The organism is Chryseobacterium amylolyticum, from assembly GCF_051011775.1.
In the GTDB taxonomy this organism is placed as follows: domain Bacteria; phylum Bacteroidota; class Bacteroidia; order Flavobacteriales; family Weeksellaceae; genus Chryseobacterium.
Genome location: NZ_JBPCHX010000008.1, coordinates 1 through 23743, shown reverse-complemented (window position 1 = coordinate 23743; position 23743 = coordinate 1). Strand labels below are relative to the sequence as shown.

The window sequence follows — 23743 nt, the reverse complement described above, 5'->3', positions numbered from 1 at the left end:
GTCTGCAAATTTAATTTTTTAAGCATTAGTTCAAAATATTTAGCAATAAGTTTTGACTGAAAATCAATAAAATATTCTAGGAAGATTCAAAAAATATTCTACTTTTGCAAAAGTTCCCTTTTGAAAAATGTATTTTTAAACCACAATTATTATTAAAAAATAAGAATCTGTTTTAGATATGTTGAAAAGAAATGATGAAAAAATAAACGGATTTCTATTTGTAATAGTACTTCCGCTTCTGTTGTTTGCGATGTCTTATTATGGATTTGAATCCTCTTATACAAGACTGAAAACATCAGAAAAAACGCCTGACTTTTTGTTTTCCTCGGTATATGCTTACAGAGTGATTCCCAATTATCTGAGTGTCCAGATGACGGATCTGATGTACTGCCTCATCAACGGCCCTCTTTCTTTTTTTAAAGATTTTCTGTCAAAGAATGGAACGCCCTTTTATCATGGCCTCTTCCTGATGAATAGTGTTTTCTTTATTTTATGTTCCTTGATTTTGAATGCTGTTTTTCAGCTGAAATCAACAGGTCTTCTTCTGAATCTTAATGCAAGAAGAATCATCCATCTTCTATCTGTTTTTTTTATTGTAATAACACAGTATGCCCCTACAAACTGTGATACTATAGCGCTCTTCTGTTATCTTGCAGGTGTTTATCTGACCCTGAAATATTCAGATACCGGAAAAAATATTTTCTTTTTTATTCTTATCGGCTTAATTGCAATCTCTACCCTGGTAAGAGAAACTGCCTGTCTGAATATTGCTTTTTTTGCTGCTGTTTTTTTTCAAATTGACGAGCTGAAAAAAGGGAACTATCAGATTATCCGGAAAATAATACCATTGGTCGTTGCTTTTCTGATTCCTTATCTGGGATTGAGGGCTGTACTTGTGCAGGAGGAGACTACATTTGTGGAAGGTTTTTATATCAACAGAAACTTTTCCAGCCCTTTCAACCTTGCGGGATTGGTGTTTGCATTAGTTGTGATTTATTTTATATATAAGCTTTGTACAGCACCGGAGAACAGGAGTGTTTTCGGGAAGTATTTTTTCTTCTCCATTCCTTATCTTCTTATGATTACTTTAGTAGGACTGTATTGGGAGGTGAGGCTGTTTCTGCCTTTAATTCTGACCGGGATAATCACAGCATATCATCAGTTTAAAAAAACATCAGAGATTTAGCATGAGTTTACTACATCCATATTATTTAGTTGCAATCCTCTATATGCTGTTCTTCAGTGTTCAGGAAGTGTATGGTAAGAAGGTTGATAAAAAATGGTTCTGGTTCCTTGCTGTTTATTTTATCATTATTGTTGGTCTTAGAAAAGATGTGGGCCCGGATTACGGAAGTTATAAAGGAATTTATATTTACTCTGATACCAAAAGCTATTACAGTATCTTTATGAAGATGCTCCATATGGAAGGAACGGAAACCCTGGATGTGGAATGGCTGTATACCCTGATTAATAAAATTCTTCTGAATATCTTTGATGCTCCTTTTTATATGCTTACGCTGGTCATTGCTATTTTTGCAATGATCTTTAAAGTAGAGTATACGGAAGATAATACTTTTTATCCTTTTACCTTTACCCTTTTTATGTTTATTCCCAACTTCTTTATTGGAGAAAGCGGGCAGATCAGACAGAATTTAGGTACTTTTATCGTTTACTTTGCCATACGGTATATTAAAGAAAGGAGACTCTGGCATTACTTATTTTTTATATTCATAGGATCAGGTATACACAGTGTGTGTTATTTATTCCTCCCTATGTATTGGCTGGCACGTGTTCCGATTAATAAGACAGTGATGCTGATTATGATTGTAGGCTCTGTCTTTTTATCTCCATTTGAGATATACAGAAGTTTTGGTAGTTTCTTAGATGGAATGGCTTCCGACAGTACCCTGGTAGAAGGATTTAACGGATATATGGATCAGACGGTAGAACGATTGAACGGAGGTATCGGAATTCCTGAGGTGATGATGGCTATTCTTACTTTCTTCCTTTTCGCTTTTGATACCAAGATGAAAGAGCTGTATCCTTATTACGAATATCATAGAAACTATGCTGTAGCCGGAATCTGCCTTTACTTTATCTTCAGAAATAACCCTATATTCTCGTCAAGACTTGCGGGAGCTTTCATCGGATTCGCCTATGTTATTATTCCAAATGCAATGTATGTGGTTTCAGGAAAAGTAAAAAACATGATTTATGCATTTATTATTTCACTGGTCGTGTTCAATTTTGTCGTCTTTGCTATCTTTAACAATATCAAAGCAGGACGATTTTCAATAGAGCGTTATCAGAACTATGTCCTTCCATAGAATTTGAAAATTAAAATATATTAATTACAAAGACAGTCATTAGGCTGTCTTTTTTTGTGAAAGGCTTGTTCATGTTTGTACTGTTTGCTAGTTTTGTTTTGAATTATTAACAACATAATTTAAATATGTTATTTTTATTTATAAAATAAATCTCTTTTTATTGAAATAGGCTTAAAAATTGTATTTGGGTAATAACACTAAATTATAAGGTATGAAAAGGTTAGCTGAAAAATTAGCGGCAGTCTTCTGTCTGATATCATTGGGAATCTGTTCTAAAGGGAATGTCAGAGAAAGCCTTTCCTCAACTGGGCATATTAAAGCAGTATGGATGGCTAAAAATACGGACTCACTCGCCAGACCGTTACCCGAATTGACAAAATTATTCCTTCCGGATTGGAAAAAAGCTCCTAACAGTTACATTTTTGACCCCGGTCAGAACAGTGAGGGATTGCTGGTTCCTGTAAAAAAAGCGTATGCAATGTGGGAAGGCGGCGGATACCTTAACGGGAGCGGTATTCCGGCTGGTGTTGTAACAGCGGATGTTTTATGGGAAGATGTTCATGGACTTATAAAATCGGGAGTAAACTATATGCTGGAAATAACTGGAACCGGGCAGGAAGCCAAAATAAAAGTCCCGGTCAATAAAACAAAAAAAGGAAATGCGGTCATTGCTTTCAAAGTAAATGGAGAAATTTATTGGAGCTGGCATATCTGGGTGACTGATGATCCTACAAACGGTTCCACTTACAGAAGTTTCAGTAATATTAAGAGAATGAAATCAGACGGAACCACTGAAGTTATTCCAGATTCCGACTGGAAATGGATGGATAGAAACCTTGGAGCAGTTACAAGTTCGATCACTGCATCAGACTGGAACCGAAGCATTGGACTTCTTTATCAGTGGGGAAGAAAAGATCCTATTCCTCCCTTAGTTACAAGAGGAAATGATTTTTATGAAGCTTCAGGATCTATAGGCAGAATAAGACATAGAGGAGCAAAGAATATGACCAATGCTGTAAGTATTGATGATCTCAGGAAATTCGTTCTGCTTTCTGCAGCGGAAGTAACCAATAATATAAGGCTTTCTGTAAAAAATCCTTTAAGCCTTATTTATGTGAACAAAGATGACAACTCCGGCCAGGCGTACTACAACAATAATCTCAACCTTCCTGTCAATTGGTTTGGAAAATCCACAGCCTTACCCACCAACAGGCTTTCAGAACTTAATCTCTGGTCTGATAATGCACAGGGGAAAATAGAAGCCGTTTACAATACTGATGACAAAGCAAAACCTTACAGGGATAAATCTCCTTATGACCCGTGTCCCAACGGATGGCGAATCCCTTCTATGCTGGTTGCCAACCTGGCTTCTTCATCCTATGTGGACGATATCAGAATAGACTTTTCACCTTTCGGAGTGAGGACCAATATGGCGAAAAATGTTTTTGAGACCAATAAATACCACATTATAAAACCTACCAATGCAGGAGTTCCTGCCTTCATGACGGGATTTAAAATTTATCCCAACTGGGGTTTTGATCTTTCAGCTGTCGGAGGATACAATATGGGGATCTTTCCGGGAAACGGACAGCTTATCAGAGGAGCCCACCAGGGCCAGTATACTGACCAGCATCACACTGCACTTTGGACGGCTACCATGGCCCGGCAGTTTGATGCCTCTCCGGCCGTTACTGTCAGAGGACTTTCCATGATTCCGGATAAAACACAGCCTGATATCCCGGATGCAAACTATCCTAATATTAAAGGACGCTATTATTACTTTCCTATGTCCATAATGTACACTTCGGATGCAAATGGCTGCAGATGTATAAAAGATCCTCTTTACACGATCAATGACTATGATTTTCCAACGGAATATCTGCCTGCAGCTACAGAATATAAAGAAGGATTCAATAATCCGAATACGTACCAGATTGTAAAAAGCGGAACTGTTACTACTGTCGTGATTCCGGTCAGCAAGGCCTTCTCTGTACAAAGTCAATTACTGAATAACGCTGAAATATTAAATCCTTCAAGTTTTAATAGTTTAAAAGGGAATGTCCTTTGGACTACCAATCCAGGCCTTGTCAGTAAAATTACAGTGGTGAATCCTTCACCTTCATCGCTGCAGGATATTGCCAATTCTAAAATAGCTGTGGAAATTGCCCCCAATGAAAGTGGAAATGCGGTTGTAACACTCCATAACGGAAGTATATCATCACCTGTATATTGGAGCTGGCATATCTGGGTGACGGATTCTCCTGTGGGATCTTACACCTATACTACCGAGGCCCCGGCAGCAGTTACAAACTATGTAAATTATGTAAATAAAGCTGATGTGGTTTTCCAGACGACTTTTATGGATCGGAATCTCGGAGCTGTAGATGTTTTTCCTGCTGTTGCCAACCCGCAGGCTCCTACCGCTGATGAACTTTTAAAAATACGTGCCTCTACCGGTTTGCATTATCAATGGGGAAGAAAAGACCCTATTCCTGTGTTTCAGTATGCAGATAACAGAAGCTTCTACAATGTGTTTTTAGGAGCAGCTGCAGACAATGGAACGGTTACATACAGTACGCTTAATCCGACTGACTATAATAATCTTTCAGGAAGTTATATTGTCCCTTACAATATCTATGCTGCAGCATCAAATGTACAGGCTGCCGATAAACCGGTAGACAAAATCTCCAGAATATTATCCTATTCTGTGAAAAACCCTTTGGTGTACATGATTCCCAGTACTTTTGCACCTTATAACAGCACGACACCTAATTATACCAGCGGAACAGACTGGCTTGCAACAGAACCTAACTTAGCGCCGGACAGATGGGGCAGAGGAGGTAAAAAATCCCCTTTTGATCCTTGCCCTGAAGGATGGAGAATTCCTGACCTTACCAATGTGGCTTTGGTTTCAGGTGCAGATTTCGGACAGACTCCCTGGTATAAAAAAGATAAAAATGTAGCAACGTCATACAGTATTGCCACTGATTACCTGGGGACAAGGGTGAAAAACGCTGCCAATGCTACAGTAGGATATATTTTTAATAATCCAGCATATCCTTTAGGAAATTATCCTGATTCCGGATCAAGAGGATTCAGAAGTGTGACGGCAAATCAGTCAGCACAGGGAACATTTAATGTGCTCAACTATCAATATCCGGCTGTCTGGACGGCCGCTTTAAATTCCAATTATCTGGGAAGATCAGTCAATGTTTTATTTGATGCGGCTCCTACAACCAATAGACTGATAGTTTTTCATGACAATAATGACCCCTATTTCGGAACAGGATGCCGATGTGTAAAAATAGAATATGATGCCAATGGCAATGAAGAAGGACCGGCTTCAAGGACTACCGTCATACCAAACGGCCCTACATTAAGTACTGAAAATGCCGTACTTAAAACTGCCGATAACAAGATCTCCCTGTATCCCAGCCCTGTGTCCAATATTCTTTATATAAAAGCGACAGAAAATAAAGAGTACGATTTTCAAATTTTTAATGCCCTGGGACAGCTTGTAAAATCAGGACAGTTTATCAATAACCAGACAGATCTTTCATCTTTAAATGCAGGCGTATATCTGATAAGAATCAATAATTCAGAAGCAACTGTTAAAATTATAAAACGATAAGGTTTTAAATAAATAAAAAGGGGGACAATGCCTTTTGTTCCGCTTGTTGCCACCACGAAGATATTTCTTACGTCTATTACGGCTGGTGAAAAATTCTATATCATGATCTGCAGAGATTTGTATAATAGTCTAAAACCTATACTACAAAAGACTTATTTCTTCAGAAAACAGGTATTAAAAGAAGGTGTAAAGCATTCGGATTAGTAAATTAAACCCGTTTAACAAAAAGTATATAATAAAAAAGCTTTACTTTTGCAAAAATTTTTAGTTAGAATGTCGAAAAATTTAGTAATCGTAGAGTCCCCGGCAAAAGCAAAAACTATTCAGAAATATTTAGGAAAGGATTTTGAAGTGAAATCCAGTTTCGGGCATATCCGGGATCTCCCTAAAAAAGGAATGGGGATAGACCTTGCTACTTTCAGTCCTGATTACGAAGTTTCAGCAGACAAAAAGAAATTGGTAACCGAATTAAAAGCTGCCGTAAAGAAAGCGGATATGGTATGGCTCGCTTCCGATGAGGACCGCGAGGGAGAAGCTATTGCATGGCATCTTGCGGATGAGCTGAAACTAAAGCCTGAAAACAGAAAAAGAATTGTTTTCCATGAGATTACCAAAAACGCCATTCTAAAAGCAATTGACAATCCGAGAGATATTGATCAGAACCTGGTAAATGCACAGCAGGCAAGACGTGTGCTGGACAGGATCGTAGGTTTTGAAATGTCACCCGTTTTATGGAAAAAAGTAAAACCAGGACTGTCTGCAGGTAGAGTACAATCTGTAGCCGTAAGATTAATTGTTGAAAGAGAAAAAGAGATCCGTGAATTCATTCCGAAAGCAAGCTTTAAACTTGACGGTATCTTTTTAAATAAAACAGAGCAGGAAATTGCTGCCAAGCTGAAGAAAGATTTTGAAAAAGAAGAAGAAGCAGAAAAATTCCTGGAGCAGGCAAAAACCACAGAATTTAAAGTTCTGAATGTTGAAACCAAACCGGGTACACGTTCTGCTTCAGCACCTTTCACAACCTCTACATTACAGCAGGAAGCTTCTTCAAGGCTTGGATATAACGTGACCAATACCATGCGTCTGGCGCAGAGGCTGTATGAAGAAGGGTTTATTACCTATATGAGAACAGACTCAGTAAACCTTTCTCAGGAAGCTATTGAAGGCGCTAAAAAACAAATTATCTCAGAATACGGATCAGAATATTCTTCTCCAAGAAACTATACTACAAAATCTGCTTCAGCACAGGAAGCGCACGAAGCCATCCGCCCTACAGATTTTGGAGTGAAAAGCATAGGAGATGCTCAGCTGAATAAGCTGTATCAGTTAATATACAGAAGGACACTTGCTTCTCAGATGGCCAACGCCAAGATCGAGAAGACAGTAATTGAAATTGGAAATACATCTTTACCACATCATTTTGAGGCACAGGGAGAGGTGATTATATTTGACGGTTTCCTGAAAGCGTACGGAATTGTGAAGACTGAAGATGATGATGAAGAAAATAACGATAAGTTGCTGCCGAAAGTAAGCGTAGGAGAAGTATTAAGCTACAAAACCATTACTGCTACTGAAAAGTTCACAAGACCGAGTGCAAGATATACTGAAGCCGGATTGGTAAGAAAACTTGAAGAATTAGGGATTGGTAGACCATCTACCTATGCGCCTACTATTCAGACTATCCAGAACAGGGAGTATGTGGATAAAAGAGAAATCGAGCCACAGACCCGTGAAGTGATCAAAATGTCTTTGGTAAAAGACAAGATCAAAAAAGTAGTTCTTGAGGAAAAATTCGGAGGCGATAAAAATAAATTCGTTCCTACAGATATCGGTGAAGTTGTTAATGACTTCCTTACGGATAATTTCAGGGAAATCCTTGATTACGGCTTCACGGCAAGAGTTGAAGAAAGCTTTGACGAAATTGCCAGTGGTGATCAGAAGTGGAAAGAAATGATGACGAATTTCTACTCAAAATTCCACCCGAGGATTGAAGATGTAGAAGAAAATGCAGACCGTGCAACAGGAGACAGGCTATTGGGAGTAGATCCTAAGACCGGTAAAAATGTACATGCAAGAATCGGAAGATTCGGGGCGATGATCCAGATCGGAGAAACGGATGATGAGGAAAAGCCGATCTTCGCATCCCTGATGGCAGGTCAGAATATTGCAACCATTACTTTTGAAGAGGCTCTGGAACTGTTTAAATTACCTTTCGATTTAAATGCAGTTGACGGACAGCCGGTTTCTGTAGGGGTAGGCAGATTTGGACCTTATGTAAAATGGGGAGAAACGTATATCAGTATCCCTAAAGGTGAAGATCCGCTTTCTGTAGATCAGAAGCGTGCTGAGGAAATTATCAGTGAAAAGAAAATTGCTGATGCTCCTATTGCTACTTATAAAGGTGAACCTGTAACAAAAGGAACAGGAAGATTCGGACCATTTATCAAGTACAGGGATATTTTCGTGAATGTTCCGAAGAAATACGATTTTGAAAATCTTTCTCAAAGCGATATCAATGAACTGATTGATGCCAAGCTTGAAAAAGAAGCCAACCGATACATCCAGCAGTGGGAAAAAGAAAAAATTTCCATTGAAAACGGAAGATGGGGGCCATTCATCAAATTTGGAAAAGCCATGTTCAAAATTCCGAAAAAAGCAGACGATACAAAATATGAAGCTGAGGAATTGAAAGAACTTTCTTTAGATGAGGTGAAAAAATGGATTACAGATCAGGATCCGAAAGCCTTTGCCGAAAAGAAAAAACCAGCTGCCAAAAAAGCAACCGCTGCGAAGAAGACAACTGCTGCCAAAAAGCCGGCAGCCAAGAAAAAGTAAATGTAAAATAATGATATAAAGCCGTTAACATCAGTTGACGGCTTTTTTTATGAACAAAAGCATCCATGTCTTACTCAGTTTCTATGTTTTTTGTATGTTTGTTTCATCAAGCAATTAATCAATTATTACATTCAAATTAAAATATGGATTTCGAAGACTTTATCATTTCACCAAGAAATTTCAAAACCGAAAGCTGGCAGATAGGAAGTCGGATTACTAAAGATATCAGAGAAGACAGTATTGTTCTTCTGTTTGTGTCAGATTACAGAGGTGCCGGAGGTGATGCTGAGGTTCAGGATTTTACGGCTGTGAGAAAAGAATTTTATAAGCTTTCACAGATGGATTTCGAAATTCCTGTGGTAGATCTTGGAGATCTGGTATCCGGGAAGTCTGTTCAGGATACCCATTACATCTTACAGGAAGTTCTGTCGGCATGTCATTATAAAAGAGCTATTCCGGTGATTATCGGTGGGTCCAACGATTTTGCCTTTTCACTATTTTCAGCATTGAATTTTCACAAGAAAAGTCTCAATTATACCCAGATCAGCAACATCATTTCCCTTCAGCAGGGAGAAGCGATCAATGAACATACTTTTTTAAGCAAAATTTTCGGAGCCAAAAATTTCTCCATTAAAAATTATCATCACTTAGGTTATCAGAAACATCTGAACGAAATGGATTCCGTAAGGCTGATCAAAGAAGTAGAATTTGATATTATCAGACTGGCTGAAATGATGAATTCCACAGAAAAGACAGAGCCTTTCTTCAGAAAAGCAGATCTGGTAACTGTAAACTGTGACGCTATCGAAAGCTTTAGCGAACCTTTCTCAATGAATCCGCAGGTAAATGGATTGAACAGAAGGGAAATCTGCGCCTACATGAAAGAAATAGGATTGAGTGAAAATCTGAAGTCCGTAGGAATTTTTAATTATAATATTTATTCGGAAAACCAGCTGAATCACCAGCTTTTAGCACAAATGTTATGGTATCTGATTGAAGGGATCAATATCCAGCATTCCCATCCGAAAGAAAGGAACTATGAGCTGTTCTATGTGTTGATAGATGACAGGCAATATGCATTCAAGCGTGATACTTTCAGTAATTTATGGTATTTTGGTGATGATGAAAATATAGAAAACTGTATTCCCTGTTCCAGAAAAGATTTTGATGAAGCTAAAAAAGGATGGCTGAATGCAAGACTGACGAAAATTTAATGTATGACAAATGTTCCCTCAAGAGTATCCATTATCGTTCCCGTTTACAATGTCGAAAATTATTTGACAAAATGTCTTGACTCTCTGGTGAAGCAGAGCCTTCCGGATATTGAAATTATTGTAGTGAACGATGGAAGTAAGGATAACTCTGAAAAAATTATTGAAGGATATGCGCAAAAGTATCCGGAGAAAATAAAAGCGTATGCCAAAGAAAACGGAGGTTTAAGCGATGCCCGTAATTTCGGGATCGACAGAGCAACAGGTGATTACATAGGTTTTGTAGACAGTGATGATTATGTTACTGAAACCATGTTTGAGGAAATGCTTCTTTTAGCAGAAAAGCATAATGCTAAAATGGTGATCGCAAATATCCAGAAAGTGGATGAGAACGGCAAGGTTGTCCAAAAGCTCACTCAGCTTCCCAATATGCCTGAAAAGATAGCTCTTGAAGAGAACTTTTCAGTATTTGCAGATATCAGTTATTTTGCATGCAACAAGCTGTTCAAAAAAGAACTTTTTAAACAGAAAAGATTTAAAAAAGGCGTTCATTTTGAAGACATCCAGCTTATTCCGCAACTTTTGCTGGAATGTGAAACCATAGCACAAACCCAGAATTTCCATTATCAGTACCTTGAACGTACCGATTCCATTACAAAAACCCATACGGAAAAAGGGCTTGACATGCTTAAAGCAGTCTCCGACGTAGAAAAGGTATTCAGAGAATCCTCATATTCCCATAAAAAAGAAGAATTGAAAAATTTTCAGATTTTTGAAGGGGTTTATTCGTTTCTGGCCTATCTGGCGTTTGTGAAAGAAGAAGGAATATTTTATAATATGTCTGATCAATTGGCCCTTTTTATGAAGGAAAGACAAATAAAAATTCAAGATATATTGAAGTATAGTCGTTTTGGTAAGAATTATCTTTTATCTTTGCCGTTGAAGAAAAAGATTTTTTATCTGTTATTTTTTGCCGGACAGAAAAGGTTGATAAGAAAATTAATTTAGTAAACACAAATGTAAGTACTGTTATTTCGCCCAGTAGAAATGATAATGAAGACCTTATAAGTCCTGCATTATAAGTTTTATTGAAGAAATGCAAGTGCTGAATAAGAAAAGAATGAAAAACTTTGAATTGTTCTTAAGCGGATCGGGAATACCTATTTTCTACGTAAAAATAGGGCTGGGTTTCGTTTTCTCCTTTTTAATTACATTTTTCTCTATTCCTACCATTGTCAAGATCTCCAGAAGAAAAAACCTGATGGATGAGCCTGGAATAAGAAGTTCGCATCTCAGAGAGATTCCCAATCTGGGAGGAATCGCCATTTTTTATTCCATAGGAATCTGTGCTTCCATTTTTGCTTATGAGTTATTTGATCTCTATAAGTTTTTGTTTGCCTCACTAATTATTCTGCTTTATGTCGGAGTAATGGATGATATTGTGGTTATGAGGGCTTACAAAAAGCTTGTAGCGCAGATTGTTGTATCTGCATTGATCGTTATCGGATCAGATATCAGAATTAGAAGCTTATTTGGGATATTGGGAGTGTATGAGCTGGAATATTTTGTAAGTGTGATCTTCAGTATCATAACGTTTATTATCCTGATTAATGCTTTCAACCTGATTGACGGGATAGACGGCCTGGCAGGCGGATATTCTGTCATCTGCAGCGCTTTGTTTGGAATAAGCTACTACCGTTTAGGAGAATATAATTATCCGCTGGTAGTGCTGTCTGTTGTTATTATCGGGACTGTACTGGCATTTTTATACTATAATTTGTCAAATTACCGGACCCGTAAAATATTTATGGGTGACACCGGATCTATGCTGCTTGGCTTTTTGCTGGCCTTTACCTCTATTTGTTTTATAGATATTTTCATCGATAAAAATCTGGTGGATGTACCAAGGTATCACCTTCAGTCTGCTCCGGTGGTTGCAGTTGCCATTCTCATCCTTCCGATTGTAGATACATTAAATGTGATTATGATCAGGCTTTACAACAAAAAATCACCGTTTGATGCTGATAAAAACCATATTCACCATAAGCTGCTGAAGCTGAATCTTACCCACAGAAGGTCTACTTTTTATATTATTCTTTACTATCTGATGATTGTTGCCGTAGCGTATTATCTGAGACACATTAATGTCAATATTTTATTATTGGTAGTGCTTTCACTGGGCTTTTTGGGCGCTTATCTGCCGGATTTGCTATATCGACTGAGAAATAACAAAAATTAACAATTAAATATTACTTTTGTAAATAATATTATATATGATGAAAAACTTTAAATATTTATTTTTAATATTCCCTCTTTTAGTTACCTCATGTATTACCACAAAGGATGTAAGATACTTGCAGCCGAGTGAGAGTCTTGTAATTAATGAAGAAGGTCTTGTTCCCTACAACATCCCTGTGTACAGGATTACCAAAAACGATATCCTTAACCTTAATATTGTGACCACTCCCAAAGGAGATGCCGCACAATTTTACTCCTCTTACAATACCTCCGGAGGTATTGGAGGTGGAGGTGCAGCCAGCCCTGCAATAACTGGAGGTAGTGCAACAGGAGTGAGCGGAAATGGCGGAGGAAGCAGAGGTGGGAATATAAATTTTTATTTCAATGGTCTGAAAGTTGACGCCAATGGTGAAATCAATGTTTTTGGTATCGGATATGTAAAAGCCGAAGGAAGAACATTAGATGATATTACTAAAGAAATTCAGGAAAAAGTAAATGAAAATTTCCAGGAAGGTAAATCTGAAGTACGTCTGAATACAGATGGTATTACGTTTTATATCCTTGGTGATGTGGAAACTACCGGTCTTTCAGGAGAAAAAGTAGTTCACAAAAATACACTAACCATTACCGAAGCTTTAGCCATTAATGGTGGGCTGAACAGAACGATAGACAGAAAAGAAATCGTTATTCACAGAAAACTTCCGGAAGGAATCAAAATTGCTAAAATAGACCTTACCCGTGAAGATCTTATGAACTCTCCTTTCTATTATGTACAGAACGGAGATGAAATCTATCTGAACACAAGAGCAAAAAGCTTGAATGGATTCGGAAAAGATCCTATTCAGACTTTAACTACGGGAGTTTCGGTAATTACTACAGCATTGTCTATTTATTTACTTCTTAAAAATCTTTAGCCATGATTCCAGAAAGAGTAACCGCTGCAGAGAAGAGCAATTCTCAGAAAGAAAAGTATGGGTCGTTTGCATTATTTGATTTAGAGCACTTTTTAAGAAGAATCCTTAAAAACTGGTACTGGTTTGTACTCATGTTTTTTATCGGCTATGCCATTGCATGGATTTACAGTAAATACTATGCACAGAACATTTATGCATCTGATTTGTCTTTAAGTACTTCCAGTAAAGGTTCTGAGTTCCTACCAACACAGTCTAACCAATCCATCAATTTTATTTGGGGAGACACCGGAAATCAGGATGGTCTTTATCTGAAGAAAATGCTTTTATCCAGAACACATAACGAATTTCTGGTAAAAGAACTAGACCTTTTTGTAAACTATTCTACAAAGGGACTTATAAAATCTACCTATCTGGATAAAAATGATTCACCTGTTTTTCTTCAGATTGATAAAAAACACCTTCAGCAGATCAATTATCCTATTACCCTGATACCAAAAGGTAATGGGGCATATCAGGTGGTTTTACCGGAAGAAGGAGAATCTACCAATTTATATAATTATGAAGTTGAAGGCTTTCAGAGTATCAACTCTTATAGCAGGCCGGCTGATAAAATTATTAAAGTCAATGAGTGGTACAATGCTCCTAACCTGAGATTCAGGCTGCTCCAAAATCCTGTTCCTACTAAAATTCAGCTGGACAATATCATTGTAAGTTTGAACTCAGTAAATGAGAGTGTGAATGAGATTATCTCTACTACAGGAGTGGATTTTGATAAAGAAATCAGGTCTATCATGATTATTACTAAACAAGGGTATAACCTTAACAGTACAGTTAATTTCCTTAATAAGTCTGTTGCAGAACTACAAAAAAAGAGATTGGCTGACAAAAATGTTGTCAATAAGAATACAGATATCTTTTTAAAAGAAAATCTTGCCAACATTCGTAAAAAACTTGATTCAAGTGCGAATGTGCTGAATTATTTGAAAACTTCAGAAAAGCTTTATAATATTAAGGACAGGGATGAAAAATCTCTTGAAAAAATAAAAGAGCTGGAAGCTAAGAAAGCAGATATTATAAGCAAAATCAATTCCCTGAACAATATCAAGAACACACTGCAGTCTCAGAATTTTGATAAAATGATTGGAACCAATGCTGCCGGTTTTGAAGATGGAATATTCTCCGCAACGGTTTCAGAGCTTAAAGCTTTATATGCCAAAAAAGCGGAAATGGCTACCATTTATAAGCCTTCATCAGAGCCTATGAGAGAAATCAACAGACTGATTGATGAAGCAAGAATGGGCTCATCCAATAGTTTAAGAGGCTATTATAACAGATATTACGACGAAATTAATAAAATTGACCGTGAGATTTCAGGAGCCAACTCAGATTTAGCTTCTTATCCTGAAAAAGAAAGAAAATATCTCGATGCAGAGAGAGGATATAATATGATTGAGGCCACATACAACAGCTTACTGGGCAGACAGAGTGATACTCAGATGAGAATGGCTACCAATCAATCCGATATTACAGTGATTGACCCTGCTAAAAATCTGGGACAGAGGCCTATCGGACCTAATGTAAAGCTGGCTAAGACAGCTATTATCTCAGGAATGCTGCTGCTTCCGTTATTGTTTATCTTTATTGGTGAAGCGTTTGATAATAAAATCAGAAATATCAAAGAACTTCTGAGTGCTACCAAAATCCCGCTTCTTGGAGTGATCGGGAATAACAGCAATGAAAATATGCTTACCGTGCTGGATCAGCCAAAATCATCTGTTTCAGAAGCCTTCAGGGGAATAAGAGCAAATATGAGATTCCTGATGGATAATGAAAATAAAAAAGGAAAAGTTATTTTGATCACATCATCCATTGGAGGAGAAGGAAAAACCTATATTTCTATCAATTTGGCGTCTGTTATAGGATTAAGTGATAAAAAAACAATCCTGTTGGGTATGGACCTTAGAAAACCAAAAATCTTTGGTGATTTTAAGATTGATAATAAATATGGTATCTCAAACTACCTGACCGGAGAAGTAGGAATAGATCAGATTATCAATAAAACGAGAATTCCTAATCTTGATGTTGCCACTTCAGGACCTATCCCTCCAAATCCATCTGAGCTTTTAATGAGCCAGAGAAATATCAAATTTATAGAAGAACTTAAAGAAAAATACGATTTCATTATAATAGATTCACCTCCGGTAGGATTAGTGGCAGATTCATATGAACTGATGAAGTATTCTGATGCAAACCTCTATGTTGTGCGCCATGAATACACAGAAAAGTATATGCTGAAAATGATTACCGAAAAGTATCACAATAATGAAATTGATAATTTGGGACTTGTTTATAACGACTACAATACGAAACAGGGGTATGGCTACGGATATGGTTATGGCTACGGATATGGTTACGGTTATGGCTATTTTGATGAAGATAAAAATTATAAAGAGCCGTTATTGATAAGAATCAGAAATAGAGTACAGGTATTATTTAATAAAAAATAAAGCATTAAACCCTCATTTAATGGGGGTTTTTTCATATATACGGTATTTTCATTCTATGAAAAAAAGAATATTTTTGCCACTTTGCCGTTTACTTTATAACAAATTATGTTTTTTTGTTTATTTTTAACTAAACATTAAGATTATCATTAATATAAAAATGTTTTATATTTGCAAAAATTAAATTTTAAAATAACCATAAATCCATATTCTTTTATGAATAAAAAATTATTGTTTAGCTTCCTTGCCTTCCTTGGAGTGGTAGGTGTTAAAGCACAAAGAAACGAATTGGGAGTTCGTCTAGGTATGAGTAACCTAGTGGGAGATGTAGGAAGGACAAATTATATTTTACAAAAGCCGTTGGATTTAAGCAGAACGTCAGATTGGGGTGTCCCGTTTTATGGTGGTTTATTATATAGATTTAATTTTAACCCGCATCAGACTGTTAGATTGGATTTAGGATATAACCAGATCCAGTTTAGTGATAAAGCGGCAAAAGAAGATTATAGAAGAAATAGAAACTCATACGGAAAAAATAACGTGTATGAGGCGAGTTTAATGTTTGAATATAACTTTTTTCCTGTTAATAATGAGCAGATCAGCATGTTAAGCCCTTACATCTTTGGAGGGGTAGGAGCTTTGATGTTTGATGCTCCCAAGGCTACTCTTGTGAATGATTTCAGAAGAGATGCGGATGGTGTGGCACAGGCTCCGATCAATGAATTGGATTTTACCACTACAACCAATTATTCATTAGGGAAAAAAGTAACCATGCATATCCCTTTTGGTGTAGGTTTGAAGTATAAATTCAACCACTCATGGGCTGTATTTGCAGAAGCTACATTCAGATATACATTGACGGATCAGCTGGATTACAGTAAAATCCTTTCCAAAGATGTAAAAAGTTCTTTTAATGCTGATATTCTGGACCCTGCTACGGGAGGTTCATTATTACAGTCAGGAAATTACTATGCAGTTTCTAAAGAAAGAGAAGCAGAGTTTATTAAAAAGAGAAATATTGGAGATACCAGATCTAATGATTGGATAAATACGTTCAGCTTAGGACTTACTTATTCATTCGGAAGACCTCCATGTTATTGTGAATAATATGTCGTTGATTAAAGATAAAATAAATTCTGAGAATTTACCGAAACACGTAGCCATCATTATGGATGGTAATGGAAGATGGGCAAAATCTCGTGGCGAAGAAAGAACTTTCGGTCACAAAAATGCCATTAATGCTGTAAGAAATGCCATTAATGCCTGTAATGAGATCAATATCCCCTATTTAACATTGTATACCTTCTCATCAGAAAACTGGAGTCGTCCGGCTGAAGAAGTGAATACCCTTATGAACCTGTTGGTAGAAACCTTACTGCTTGAAGCAGAAGAGATTTTCAGCAAAGGCTTAAGGATGCATGTTATAGGAAATCTGGACAAGCTGCCTCCATTGGTAAGAGAGCAGTTGGAACGTGTGGTAGAACTCACAAAAGAAAACACAAAAGGAAACCTTGTATTGGCTATAAGCTATGGCTCACAAAATGAAATACTGGAAGCCGTAAAAAATATAAGCTCTGATGTAAAAGAAGGAAAAGTTGAGATAGAAAATATAAACGAAAGTTTATTCGAAAGCTATCTGTACACAAAAGATTTTCCTCCTGTAGATTTACTGATCAGAACCAGCGGTGAAATAAGGATAAGCAACTTCCTGCTTTGGCAGATTGCTTATGCAGAATTACAGTTTTTAAATGTTCTGTGGCCGGACTTCACCAAAGATATTTTCTTCCAATGTATTGTAGATTATCAAAACAAAGAAAGAAGATACGGTTTAACCGGTGAGCAAGTAAAAGGCCAATAAAATTTTAAGAAAAGAAAGACTCGATAAAATGAAGTTTAGACTATTACCCATCATTATGTTTGCTGCTTCTGCACATTTTTATGGACAAGTAACTCCACAAGACAGCACAAAAGTAAATAATGCTGTACATGCAGAAAATGAGGCAGGAACCTATACACTTAAAGACATCGTTGTAGATGGGGTAAAAAAATATACACCAGCTCAGATCTTGAGATTCACGGGCCTTACTAAAGGAGAAAGTGTAGACATTCCGGGGCAGAAAATCAGCAACGCTGTAAAAAAACTTTGGGATACCCAATCTTTTTCTGAAGTGGAAGTTTATGTTCAAAGCATTGAAGGACAGACTATCGTCCTGAAATTTTACCTACAGGATCTGAAAGAACTCGGAGAAGTGAAATTTGCAGGGAAAGGAATCGGTAAATCTAAAAGCGAAAAGCTGGCGAAGGATAATAACCTTAAACCGGGAACCAAAATTACTCAGAACCTGGTTTCAAGCCTTAAAACCAATGTCCCTAAAGACTATATTAAAAAAGGTTTTGCAGATGCCAAAATCACGATTCAGGATAAAGTAAATGCAGGAGACCCTGCTTTGGTAGACTGGACGATCAATGTAGATAAGGGTAAAAGAATTAAAATTGACCATATTGAATTTGAAGGAAACGAAAATGTAACCGACAGAAAACTTAGAAACAAAGCTTTCAAAGAAACTAAACAAAAGCGTTTCGGGATCGGAGGTATTTTAAAATCCTCAAAATTCATTGAAGATAAATATCAGGAAGATAAACAGAATCTTATCAGTTATTATAACTCTCTGGGGTATAGAGACGCGAAAATCGTTTCAGACTCAGTATGGAGAAACAAAAGAAATAACTACGAAATCAATGTAAAACTTAATGAGGGTAAAAAATATTACATTGGAGACGTTACGTTCACGGGTAATACGGTATATTCTACAGAATACTTACAAAGATTATTAGGATATAAGAAAGGGGATATTTACGATGCAGTAGGATTCAACAAAAAAGTTGGAGAAGACGGAGGTAAAGAAGATGATTCAGATATCAAATCTGTTTACATGAATAACGGTTACCTTTTCTCTAATGTAACCCCTGTTGAAAAATCAGTGTCAGGAGATGCGGTAAACCTTGAAGTAAGAATTAATGAAGGAGAGCAGGCTACATGGAACAAAGTAACATGGCAGGGGAATACCACAACCCATGACCACGTGATTCTTAGAGCACTAAGAACAAAACCCGGAGAACTTTTCAAGAAAACAGAAATTAAGAGAACGTATTTCGATTTGGCAGGGATGTCATTCTTTGACCCTCAGCAGATCGGTCAGGATATTCAGCCAAACCAGGTGGATAATACTGTTGATATTAACTGGAAGCTTGTAGAAAAAGGATCTTCTCAGGTTCAGCTGCAGGCAGGTTACGGTGGTAACAGCTTTATCGGAACTTTAGGATTGACATTTAATAACTTCTCATTAAAGAACTTCCTTAAATTTAAAGATTTCAAACCGGTACCACAGGGAGATGGACAAACATTCTCTATTCAGGTGCAGGCCGGCCAATACTTCCAGAACTATGGAATATCATTCACAGAGCCTTGGTTATTTGGTACAAGAGCAACAGCCCTTTCTGTAAGTTTGAACAACTCCAGAGTAAGATATACAGATCAATATGGAAGTGCCCAAAAATTGAATATTTTCTCTGCTTCAGCAGGATTGAACAGATTATTGAACTGGCCTGATGATTACTTCTCATTGTATACAGGATTACAGTTCCAGAAGTATGACTTCAACAATTATCCGTTCCAGTTTGGTGAAACTACAGAATATAATGGTACCGCCAATAACTTTAGTGTCAATTTAGGATTGAGCAGAAATTCAGCAGGTATCGACCCGATTTTCCCGACAATGGGATCCAATATAGAGCTTTCAGCAAAACTGACTCCTCCATACTCATTGTTTAAGAAAAAAGACTACTCATCAATGTCAGCCATTGACAAGTACAAGTGGATGGAATTCTACAAAATCAAATTTAAAGCAGACGTTTACAATGAGATCATTGGGAAACTTGTCTTAAGGTCTTCTGCTGAAATGGGATTCATGGATGGATACAACAACCAGTTGGGAGCTCCGCCATTTGAAAGGTTCTATATGGGAGGTACAGGTCTTTTCGGGGGTAGATATGATGGTAGAGAATTGATTCCTTTAAGAGGTTATGAAAATGCCACTACAGAAGGAGGCCAGGCAGAAGATATTACTCAGAAGGGAGGAGGTACAATCTACAACAGATTTACTCTGGAATTAAGATACCCGATCTCAATGAGCCAGACTGCAAAAATCTATGCATTAACATTTGCTGAAGGAGGTAACGTATGGAATTCATGGAGCACTTACAGCCCGTTCCAGCTGAAAAGATCAGTGGGGATTGGTGTAAGAGTTTATATGGGAGCATTTGGATTGATCGGATTTGATTTTGCATTAGGTCTTGATAAGACATTATCAGGTGATAAGTCCGGATGGAGAAACCACTTCTTGATGAACCAAACATTATAATTACAGATATGAAGCACTTTAAAATAATCTTCACATTCGCATTACTTTTGCTTTTCGGGTTAAACAATGCCCAGAAAATAGGAGTAGTGGATACCAACGAAATTCTGAATAAATTACCTCAGTATAAAGAAGCTGAAGCAAGATTAAATTCTCAGATCGACACCTGGGAGTCTGAACTTCAGAATCTTCAGTCTGAATACGAAAGAAAAAAAGCTGCTTTTGAAAGTGAAAAAGTATTATTGATAGGCGATCAGCTTAAACTTCGGGAAAAAGAAGTTACAGACCTTGATAAAAATATTAAAACGACAACAAGCTTACGTTTTGGAGCTAACGGTGAAATTACAAAACTGAGAACAAATCTGGTCCAGCCTTTTCAGGATCAGATCTGGGGAGCCATCAAAACAATGTCCGAAAAAAATGGCTTGGGCATAGTTCTTGATAAAAGCAATAACATTAGTGTTATTTTCCTTCAGTCAAAGTATGATTACACCGAGAAAGTATTGTCTATTCTGTTGAAAGGAACAGACAAGAAGGAAAAAACAAACAGCAAAGGCAAAAAATAACGATAGAATTAACTTTTGCTATATTTTAAAATCTAAAAACAAATTAAATTATTTATTTACCAGTTATGAAAAAATTAAGTGTATTATTTGCAGCAGTAATGATGGTTGTATCTGTAGGTATGGCAAAAGCTCAAAAAATTGCTACTTTAGATGTAATGGGAGTTCTTAACGCAATGCCGGAGAAAAAGAAAGCAGATGCTGATCTTAAAACATTCTTAGATACTAAACAAGCTGAGATTAAGAAAAAAGCAGACGCAGCTCAGACTAAATATCAGCAATATCAGACAGAAGCTCCTAAAAAAACAGCTGATGAAAACAAAGCCAGAGAAGAGGAGATGAAAAAACTAGCTGATGAAATTCAGCAAATGCAGGAAAAAGCTCAAAAAGACCTGCAGGCTAAGCAAGATGTAGCTTTCGGACCTATTGAGAAAAAATTAAATGATGCAGTAGAAAAAGTAGCTAAAGCTAACGGATACGATTATATTATGGATGCAAACTCAACAGCATTCCTTTATAAAGCAGGACCGGATGCAACTCCAGCTGTAAAAAAAGAATTAGGAATTCAATAATTTCAGCAAATTAACAAAGATTTATAAAACCAACCGCCTCTTTTAGAGGTGGTTTTTTTATTTTTGCGGAATGGAAAAAGAAGTATCAACAACGGTCAAGGTTAGGTTTAGTGATTGCGATCCGATAGGACATTTGAATAATGTAAAATATCTGGATTATATGTTCAATGCCAGAGAAGATCATGTAGAAACATTTTATGGATTCACTTACGAAGAATATACCAAGAAAACCGGCTGTACCTGGATTGCCATTCAAAATGAAATAGCCTATTTAAAAGAAGTAAGATACAATACGCAGGTAGTAATCAGCAGTAAAACCATCGACGTTCAGGATAGAACGGCAAAAGTCGAAATTCTGATGAAAAGCCTGGATGAAAAAACAATCCATGCCGTACTTTGGGTGACTGTTATTTATTTTAATGTCAAAACAAGAAAATCTGAAGTCCATCCTGAAGAGATCAAAGGAATTTTTGATAAATTCTATGTAGATCTGATCCAGAAAGACTTCCAGTCAAGAGTGAAGTTCTTAAGGAGCCAGAATGCCAAAAACTCTTAATCTTATTTCTTAAAGGTTCCAATTTAGAAATTAATAATAAACAAATGAAAAAAATAGCAGTAATAGGTAGCAACGGACAATTAGGCAACTGCATAAAAAAGATAGCTCCTGACTTTGAGCATCAATATGAATTCTTATTTACCGATTCCTCTACATTAGATGTTACCAGTGAAGAACAGGTGAACGATTTCTTTTATGAAAACAAACCTGATTACTGCATCAATGCTTCTGCATATACAGCGGTGGATCTGGCAGAGAAGGAAAAAGATAAAGCTTTTGCTGTAAATGCTGATGGAGTAGCCCATCTTGCTCAGGCATGTGCAGAATATAAATCCATTTTGATTCATGTTTCTACGGATTATGTTTTTGATGGTACTACCAATCTTCCGTATTCCGAAGATGATTTTACCAATCCGGTAGGGGTGTATGGAGAATCAAAAAGAAAAGGAGAAGAGCTTGCTTTGGAAATCAACCCAAAAACGATTATTCTGAGAACCTCATGGCTGTACTCTGAATTCAATAAGAACTTTGTGAAAACCATGCTGAACCTTTTCTCTCAGAAAGATGAGTTGGGAATCGTGGCTGATCAGTTTGGGCAGCCTACCAATGCGAACGATTTGGCAGAAGCAATTATGCAGATCATCCAGGCTCCGCAAAAAACCTATGGAATCTTCCACTTCTCAAACTACCCGGAGACAACCTGGTTTGAATTCGCCAAAAAAATTGCTGAGTTTTCAAAATCACCGGTAAAATTAAATGCCATAACCACCGAACAGTATCCTACTCCGGCCAAAAGGCCTGTAAGAAGCACTATGTCTTTGGATAAAATTGAAGAGACATACAAAATAGAACCCAAACATTGGGAAAACAGTCTTGAAGAATGTGTTGAAATACTTGCACACCAATAATAGATAATATGAAGAATATTGCAATCATCTTTTCCATGTTATGGATCCAGCTGTGGAGCGCCCAGAATGTTTATATGACCAGAGTTGAAAAAACAAATGACAACTCAGATAAATTCTTTTACAGAAAAGAGGACACTGCCACAGATGCTGTTTATTTAGGAGAAGTAGAAGTACAGGGATTTTCAAAAGATGATGCACTTGTATTTTCTCTCGTATATAAAAAAGCAAAAGAGATCGGTGCCAACACATTTCAGTTAAAACCTTTCGAGAATGTTGACGGTACGCCTCAGCCATTCAATGCTGCCAATTATAAAGTTGCTTTATATTATACACCTAAAGAAAAATTGGGGACTAAGCATGGAGAGATGTATATATTTGCATCCTCTGAAAAAGATCAGAAAATAAACATCAACCGTAAAGACTATACCATTCCGCCAAGAACATTTTTAAAATTAAAAGTTGTCCCGGGAGAAATCTATACCATCTCAACAAAAAAATTGTTAGGCTCTACAGTAAAAGTTCAGCCAAAAGCCAATGATGATAATCTTTATTTCCAGGTTTCATCTTTGAAAGTAAAGTCAGATAATACAGGAGTGGGAGGTCTGAATCTGAAATCCGGAGATATTATTGGTCTGGAAAAGTCTTATGCGGAATTTTTAAGCGTAATTTATAAAGAGAATAACCCATAAAAATCAATGATAAGAGTTATTTTAGGATTTATCTTAAAAAATAACTATTCTATAATTTTTTTTGTTTAAAATTTTTCTACCTGCCTGCCAGCGCTTTAAGAGCAAATATTACGAAACGGTAAAATTTAAGTTAAATAAACTTGTTTTGCGTTGTAAGAAGTTACTATCTTTGCCCCACTGAAAACGAGAGTAGATCAGTAAGCGCAGAAGAGCCTTTGGATAGGCAGAGACATTATGACTCCGAAAAGAAACAGACGAAAAAAAACTTCAAAACTTTTTGTAAAAAGAGTTGCGGGATAAAAAAGAGTTTGTATCTTTGCAGTCCGAATAAATCGGAGCGCAGGAGCAGGGTGATTGAGATGTTGGGTAAGGATTAA

General features: G+C 36.9%; 18 protein-coding genes. All 18 read left to right on the top strand.

The features are described 5' to 3' along the window. Window positions 1-178: 178 nt before the first annotated feature. Window positions 179-1186 (top strand): hypothetical protein, encoded by a 1008-nt coding sequence (locus ACR1PO_RS19980; RefSeq protein ID WP_433987936.1) that lies wholly within the window; start codon window positions 179-181, stop codon window positions 1184-1186. A gap of 1 nt (window position 1187) precedes the next feature. Beyond that, a complete protein-coding gene (locus ACR1PO_RS19975) occupies window positions 1188-2327 on the top strand; it encodes an EpsG family protein (protein ID WP_433987935.1) in 1140 nt (379 codons plus the stop codon). 211 nt (window positions 2328-2538) lie between these two features. Next, window positions 2539-5958 (top strand): T9SS type A sorting domain-containing protein, encoded by a 3420-nt coding sequence (locus ACR1PO_RS19970; RefSeq protein WP_433987934.1) that lies wholly within the window; start codon window positions 2539-2541, stop codon window positions 5956-5958. A gap of 27 nt (window positions 5959-5985) precedes the next feature. Next, window positions 5986-6162, top strand: a complete 177-nt coding sequence (locus ACR1PO_RS19965) for a hypothetical protein (RefSeq protein ID WP_332385561.1) — start codon at window positions 5986-5988, stop codon at window positions 6160-6162. A 69-nt stretch (window positions 6163-6231) separates the two neighbouring features. After that, on the top strand, window positions 6232-8793 hold the full coding sequence (topA, locus tag ACR1PO_RS19960) for a type I DNA topoisomerase (RefSeq protein ID WP_433987933.1): 2562 nt from the start codon (window positions 6232-6234) through the stop codon (window positions 8791-8793). A 143-nt stretch (window positions 8794-8936) separates the two neighbouring features. After that, on the top strand, window positions 8937-10007 hold the full coding sequence (locus ACR1PO_RS19955; RefSeq protein WP_374464567.1) for a formimidoylglutamase: 1071 nt from the start codon (window positions 8937-8939) through the stop codon (window positions 10005-10007). A gap of 3 nt (window positions 10008-10010) precedes the next feature. Next, window positions 10011-11012, top strand: coding sequence for a glycosyltransferase family 2 protein (locus ACR1PO_RS19950; RefSeq protein ID WP_433987932.1), 1002 nt, complete (start codon window positions 10011-10013; stop codon window positions 11010-11012). A gap of 112 nt (window positions 11013-11124) precedes the next feature. Next, window positions 11125-12243, top strand: a complete 1119-nt coding sequence (locus tag ACR1PO_RS19945; protein WP_332385564.1) for a glycosyltransferase family 4 protein — start codon at window positions 11125-11127, stop codon at window positions 12241-12243. 34 nt (window positions 12244-12277) lie between these two features. Continuing rightward, complete coding sequence (locus tag ACR1PO_RS19940; protein ID WP_332385565.1) at window positions 12278-13156, top strand: polysaccharide biosynthesis/export family protein; 879 nt, start codon at window positions 12278-12280, stop codon at window positions 13154-13156. Between the two features lie 2 nt (window positions 13157-13158). Continuing rightward, entirely contained in the window at window positions 13159-15663 is a 2505-nt protein-coding gene (locus ACR1PO_RS19935; protein ID WP_433987931.1) for a polysaccharide biosynthesis tyrosine autokinase, read from the top strand. 213 nt (window positions 15664-15876) lie between these two features. After that, the gene (gene porG, locus ACR1PO_RS19930) at window positions 15877-16767 is read left to right on the top strand and encodes a type IX secretion system protein PorG (RefSeq protein WP_332385566.1); all 891 of its coding nucleotides are present in this window, start codon (window positions 15877-15879) and stop codon (window positions 16765-16767) included. A gap of 1 nt (window position 16768) precedes the next feature. Then, a complete protein-coding gene (gene uppS / locus ACR1PO_RS19925; RefSeq protein WP_041462081.1) occupies window positions 16769-17518 on the top strand; it encodes an undecaprenyl pyrophosphate synthase in 750 nt (249 codons plus the stop codon). 28 nt (window positions 17519-17546) lie between these two features. After that, window positions 17547-20081 (top strand): outer membrane protein assembly factor BamA, encoded by a 2535-nt coding sequence (bamA, locus tag ACR1PO_RS19920; RefSeq protein WP_332385567.1) that lies wholly within the window; start codon window positions 17547-17549, stop codon window positions 20079-20081. Between the two features lie 8 nt (window positions 20082-20089). Then, window positions 20090-20644: an OmpH/Skp family outer membrane protein gene (locus ACR1PO_RS19915; protein ID WP_110009822.1), complete on the top strand. Its 555-nt coding sequence runs from the start codon at window positions 20090-20092 to the stop codon at window positions 20642-20644. 65 nt (window positions 20645-20709) lie between these two features. Further along, window positions 20710-21213 (top strand): OmpH/Skp family outer membrane protein, encoded by a 504-nt coding sequence (locus ACR1PO_RS19910; protein ID WP_002983679.1) that lies wholly within the window; start codon window positions 20710-20712, stop codon window positions 21211-21213. 70 nt (window positions 21214-21283) lie between these two features. Then, window positions 21284-21769, top strand: a complete 486-nt coding sequence (locus tag ACR1PO_RS19905; protein WP_002983678.1) for an acyl-CoA thioesterase — start codon at window positions 21284-21286, stop codon at window positions 21767-21769. Window positions 21770-21798: 29 nt separating this feature from the next. After that, window positions 21799-22677 (top strand): dTDP-4-dehydrorhamnose reductase, encoded by an 879-nt coding sequence (gene rfbD, locus ACR1PO_RS19900; protein ID WP_433988048.1) that lies wholly within the window; start codon window positions 21799-21801, stop codon window positions 22675-22677. Between the two features lie 8 nt (window positions 22678-22685). Next, entirely contained in the window at window positions 22686-23366 is a 681-nt protein-coding gene (locus ACR1PO_RS19895) for a hypothetical protein (protein ID WP_332385569.1), read from the top strand. Window positions 23367-23743: the final 377 nt, after the last annotated feature.

Bases quoted from the DNA above. Each gene is read 5' to 3' on its own strand.
- ACR1PO_RS19980 (WP_433987936.1), top strand. From the start codon at position 179: ATGTTGAAAAGAAATGATGAAAAAATAAACGGATTTCTATTTGTAATA.
- ACR1PO_RS19975 (WP_433987935.1), top strand. From the start codon at position 1,188: ATGAGTTTACTACATCCATATTATTTAGTTGCAATCCTCTATATGCTG.
- ACR1PO_RS19970 (WP_433987934.1), top strand. From the start codon at position 2,539: ATGAAAAGGTTAGCTGAAAAATTAGCGGCAGTCTTCTGTCTGATATCA.
- ACR1PO_RS19965 (WP_332385561.1), top strand. From the start codon at position 5,986: ATGCCTTTTGTTCCGCTTGTTGCCACCACGAAGATATTTCTTACGTCT.
- topA (WP_433987933.1), top strand. From the start codon at position 6,232: ATGTCGAAAAATTTAGTAATCGTAGAGTCCCCGGCAAAAGCAAAAACT.
- ACR1PO_RS19955 (WP_374464567.1), top strand. From the start codon at position 8,937: ATGGATTTCGAAGACTTTATCATTTCACCAAGAAATTTCAAAACCGAA.
- ACR1PO_RS19950 (WP_433987932.1), top strand. From the start codon at position 10,011: ATGACAAATGTTCCCTCAAGAGTATCCATTATCGTTCCCGTTTACAAT.
- ACR1PO_RS19945 (WP_332385564.1), top strand. From the start codon at position 11,125: ATGAAAAACTTTGAATTGTTCTTAAGCGGATCGGGAATACCTATTTTC.
- ACR1PO_RS19940 (WP_332385565.1), top strand. From the start codon at position 12,278: ATGATGAAAAACTTTAAATATTTATTTTTAATATTCCCTCTTTTAGTT.
- ACR1PO_RS19935 (WP_433987931.1), top strand. From the start codon at position 13,159: ATGATTCCAGAAAGAGTAACCGCTGCAGAGAAGAGCAATTCTCAGAAA.
- porG (WP_332385566.1), top strand. From the start codon at position 15,877: ATGAATAAAAAATTATTGTTTAGCTTCCTTGCCTTCCTTGGAGTGGTA.
- uppS (WP_041462081.1), top strand. From the start codon at position 16,769: ATGTCGTTGATTAAAGATAAAATAAATTCTGAGAATTTACCGAAACAC.
- bamA (WP_332385567.1), top strand. From the start codon at position 17,547: ATGAAGTTTAGACTATTACCCATCATTATGTTTGCTGCTTCTGCACAT.
- ACR1PO_RS19915 (WP_110009822.1), top strand. From the start codon at position 20,090: ATGAAGCACTTTAAAATAATCTTCACATTCGCATTACTTTTGCTTTTC.
- ACR1PO_RS19910 (WP_002983679.1), top strand. From the start codon at position 20,710: ATGAAAAAATTAAGTGTATTATTTGCAGCAGTAATGATGGTTGTATCT.
- ACR1PO_RS19905 (WP_002983678.1), top strand. From the start codon at position 21,284: ATGGAAAAAGAAGTATCAACAACGGTCAAGGTTAGGTTTAGTGATTGC.
- ACR1PO_RS19895 (WP_332385569.1), top strand. From the start codon at position 22,686: ATGAAGAATATTGCAATCATCTTTTCCATGTTATGGATCCAGCTGTGG.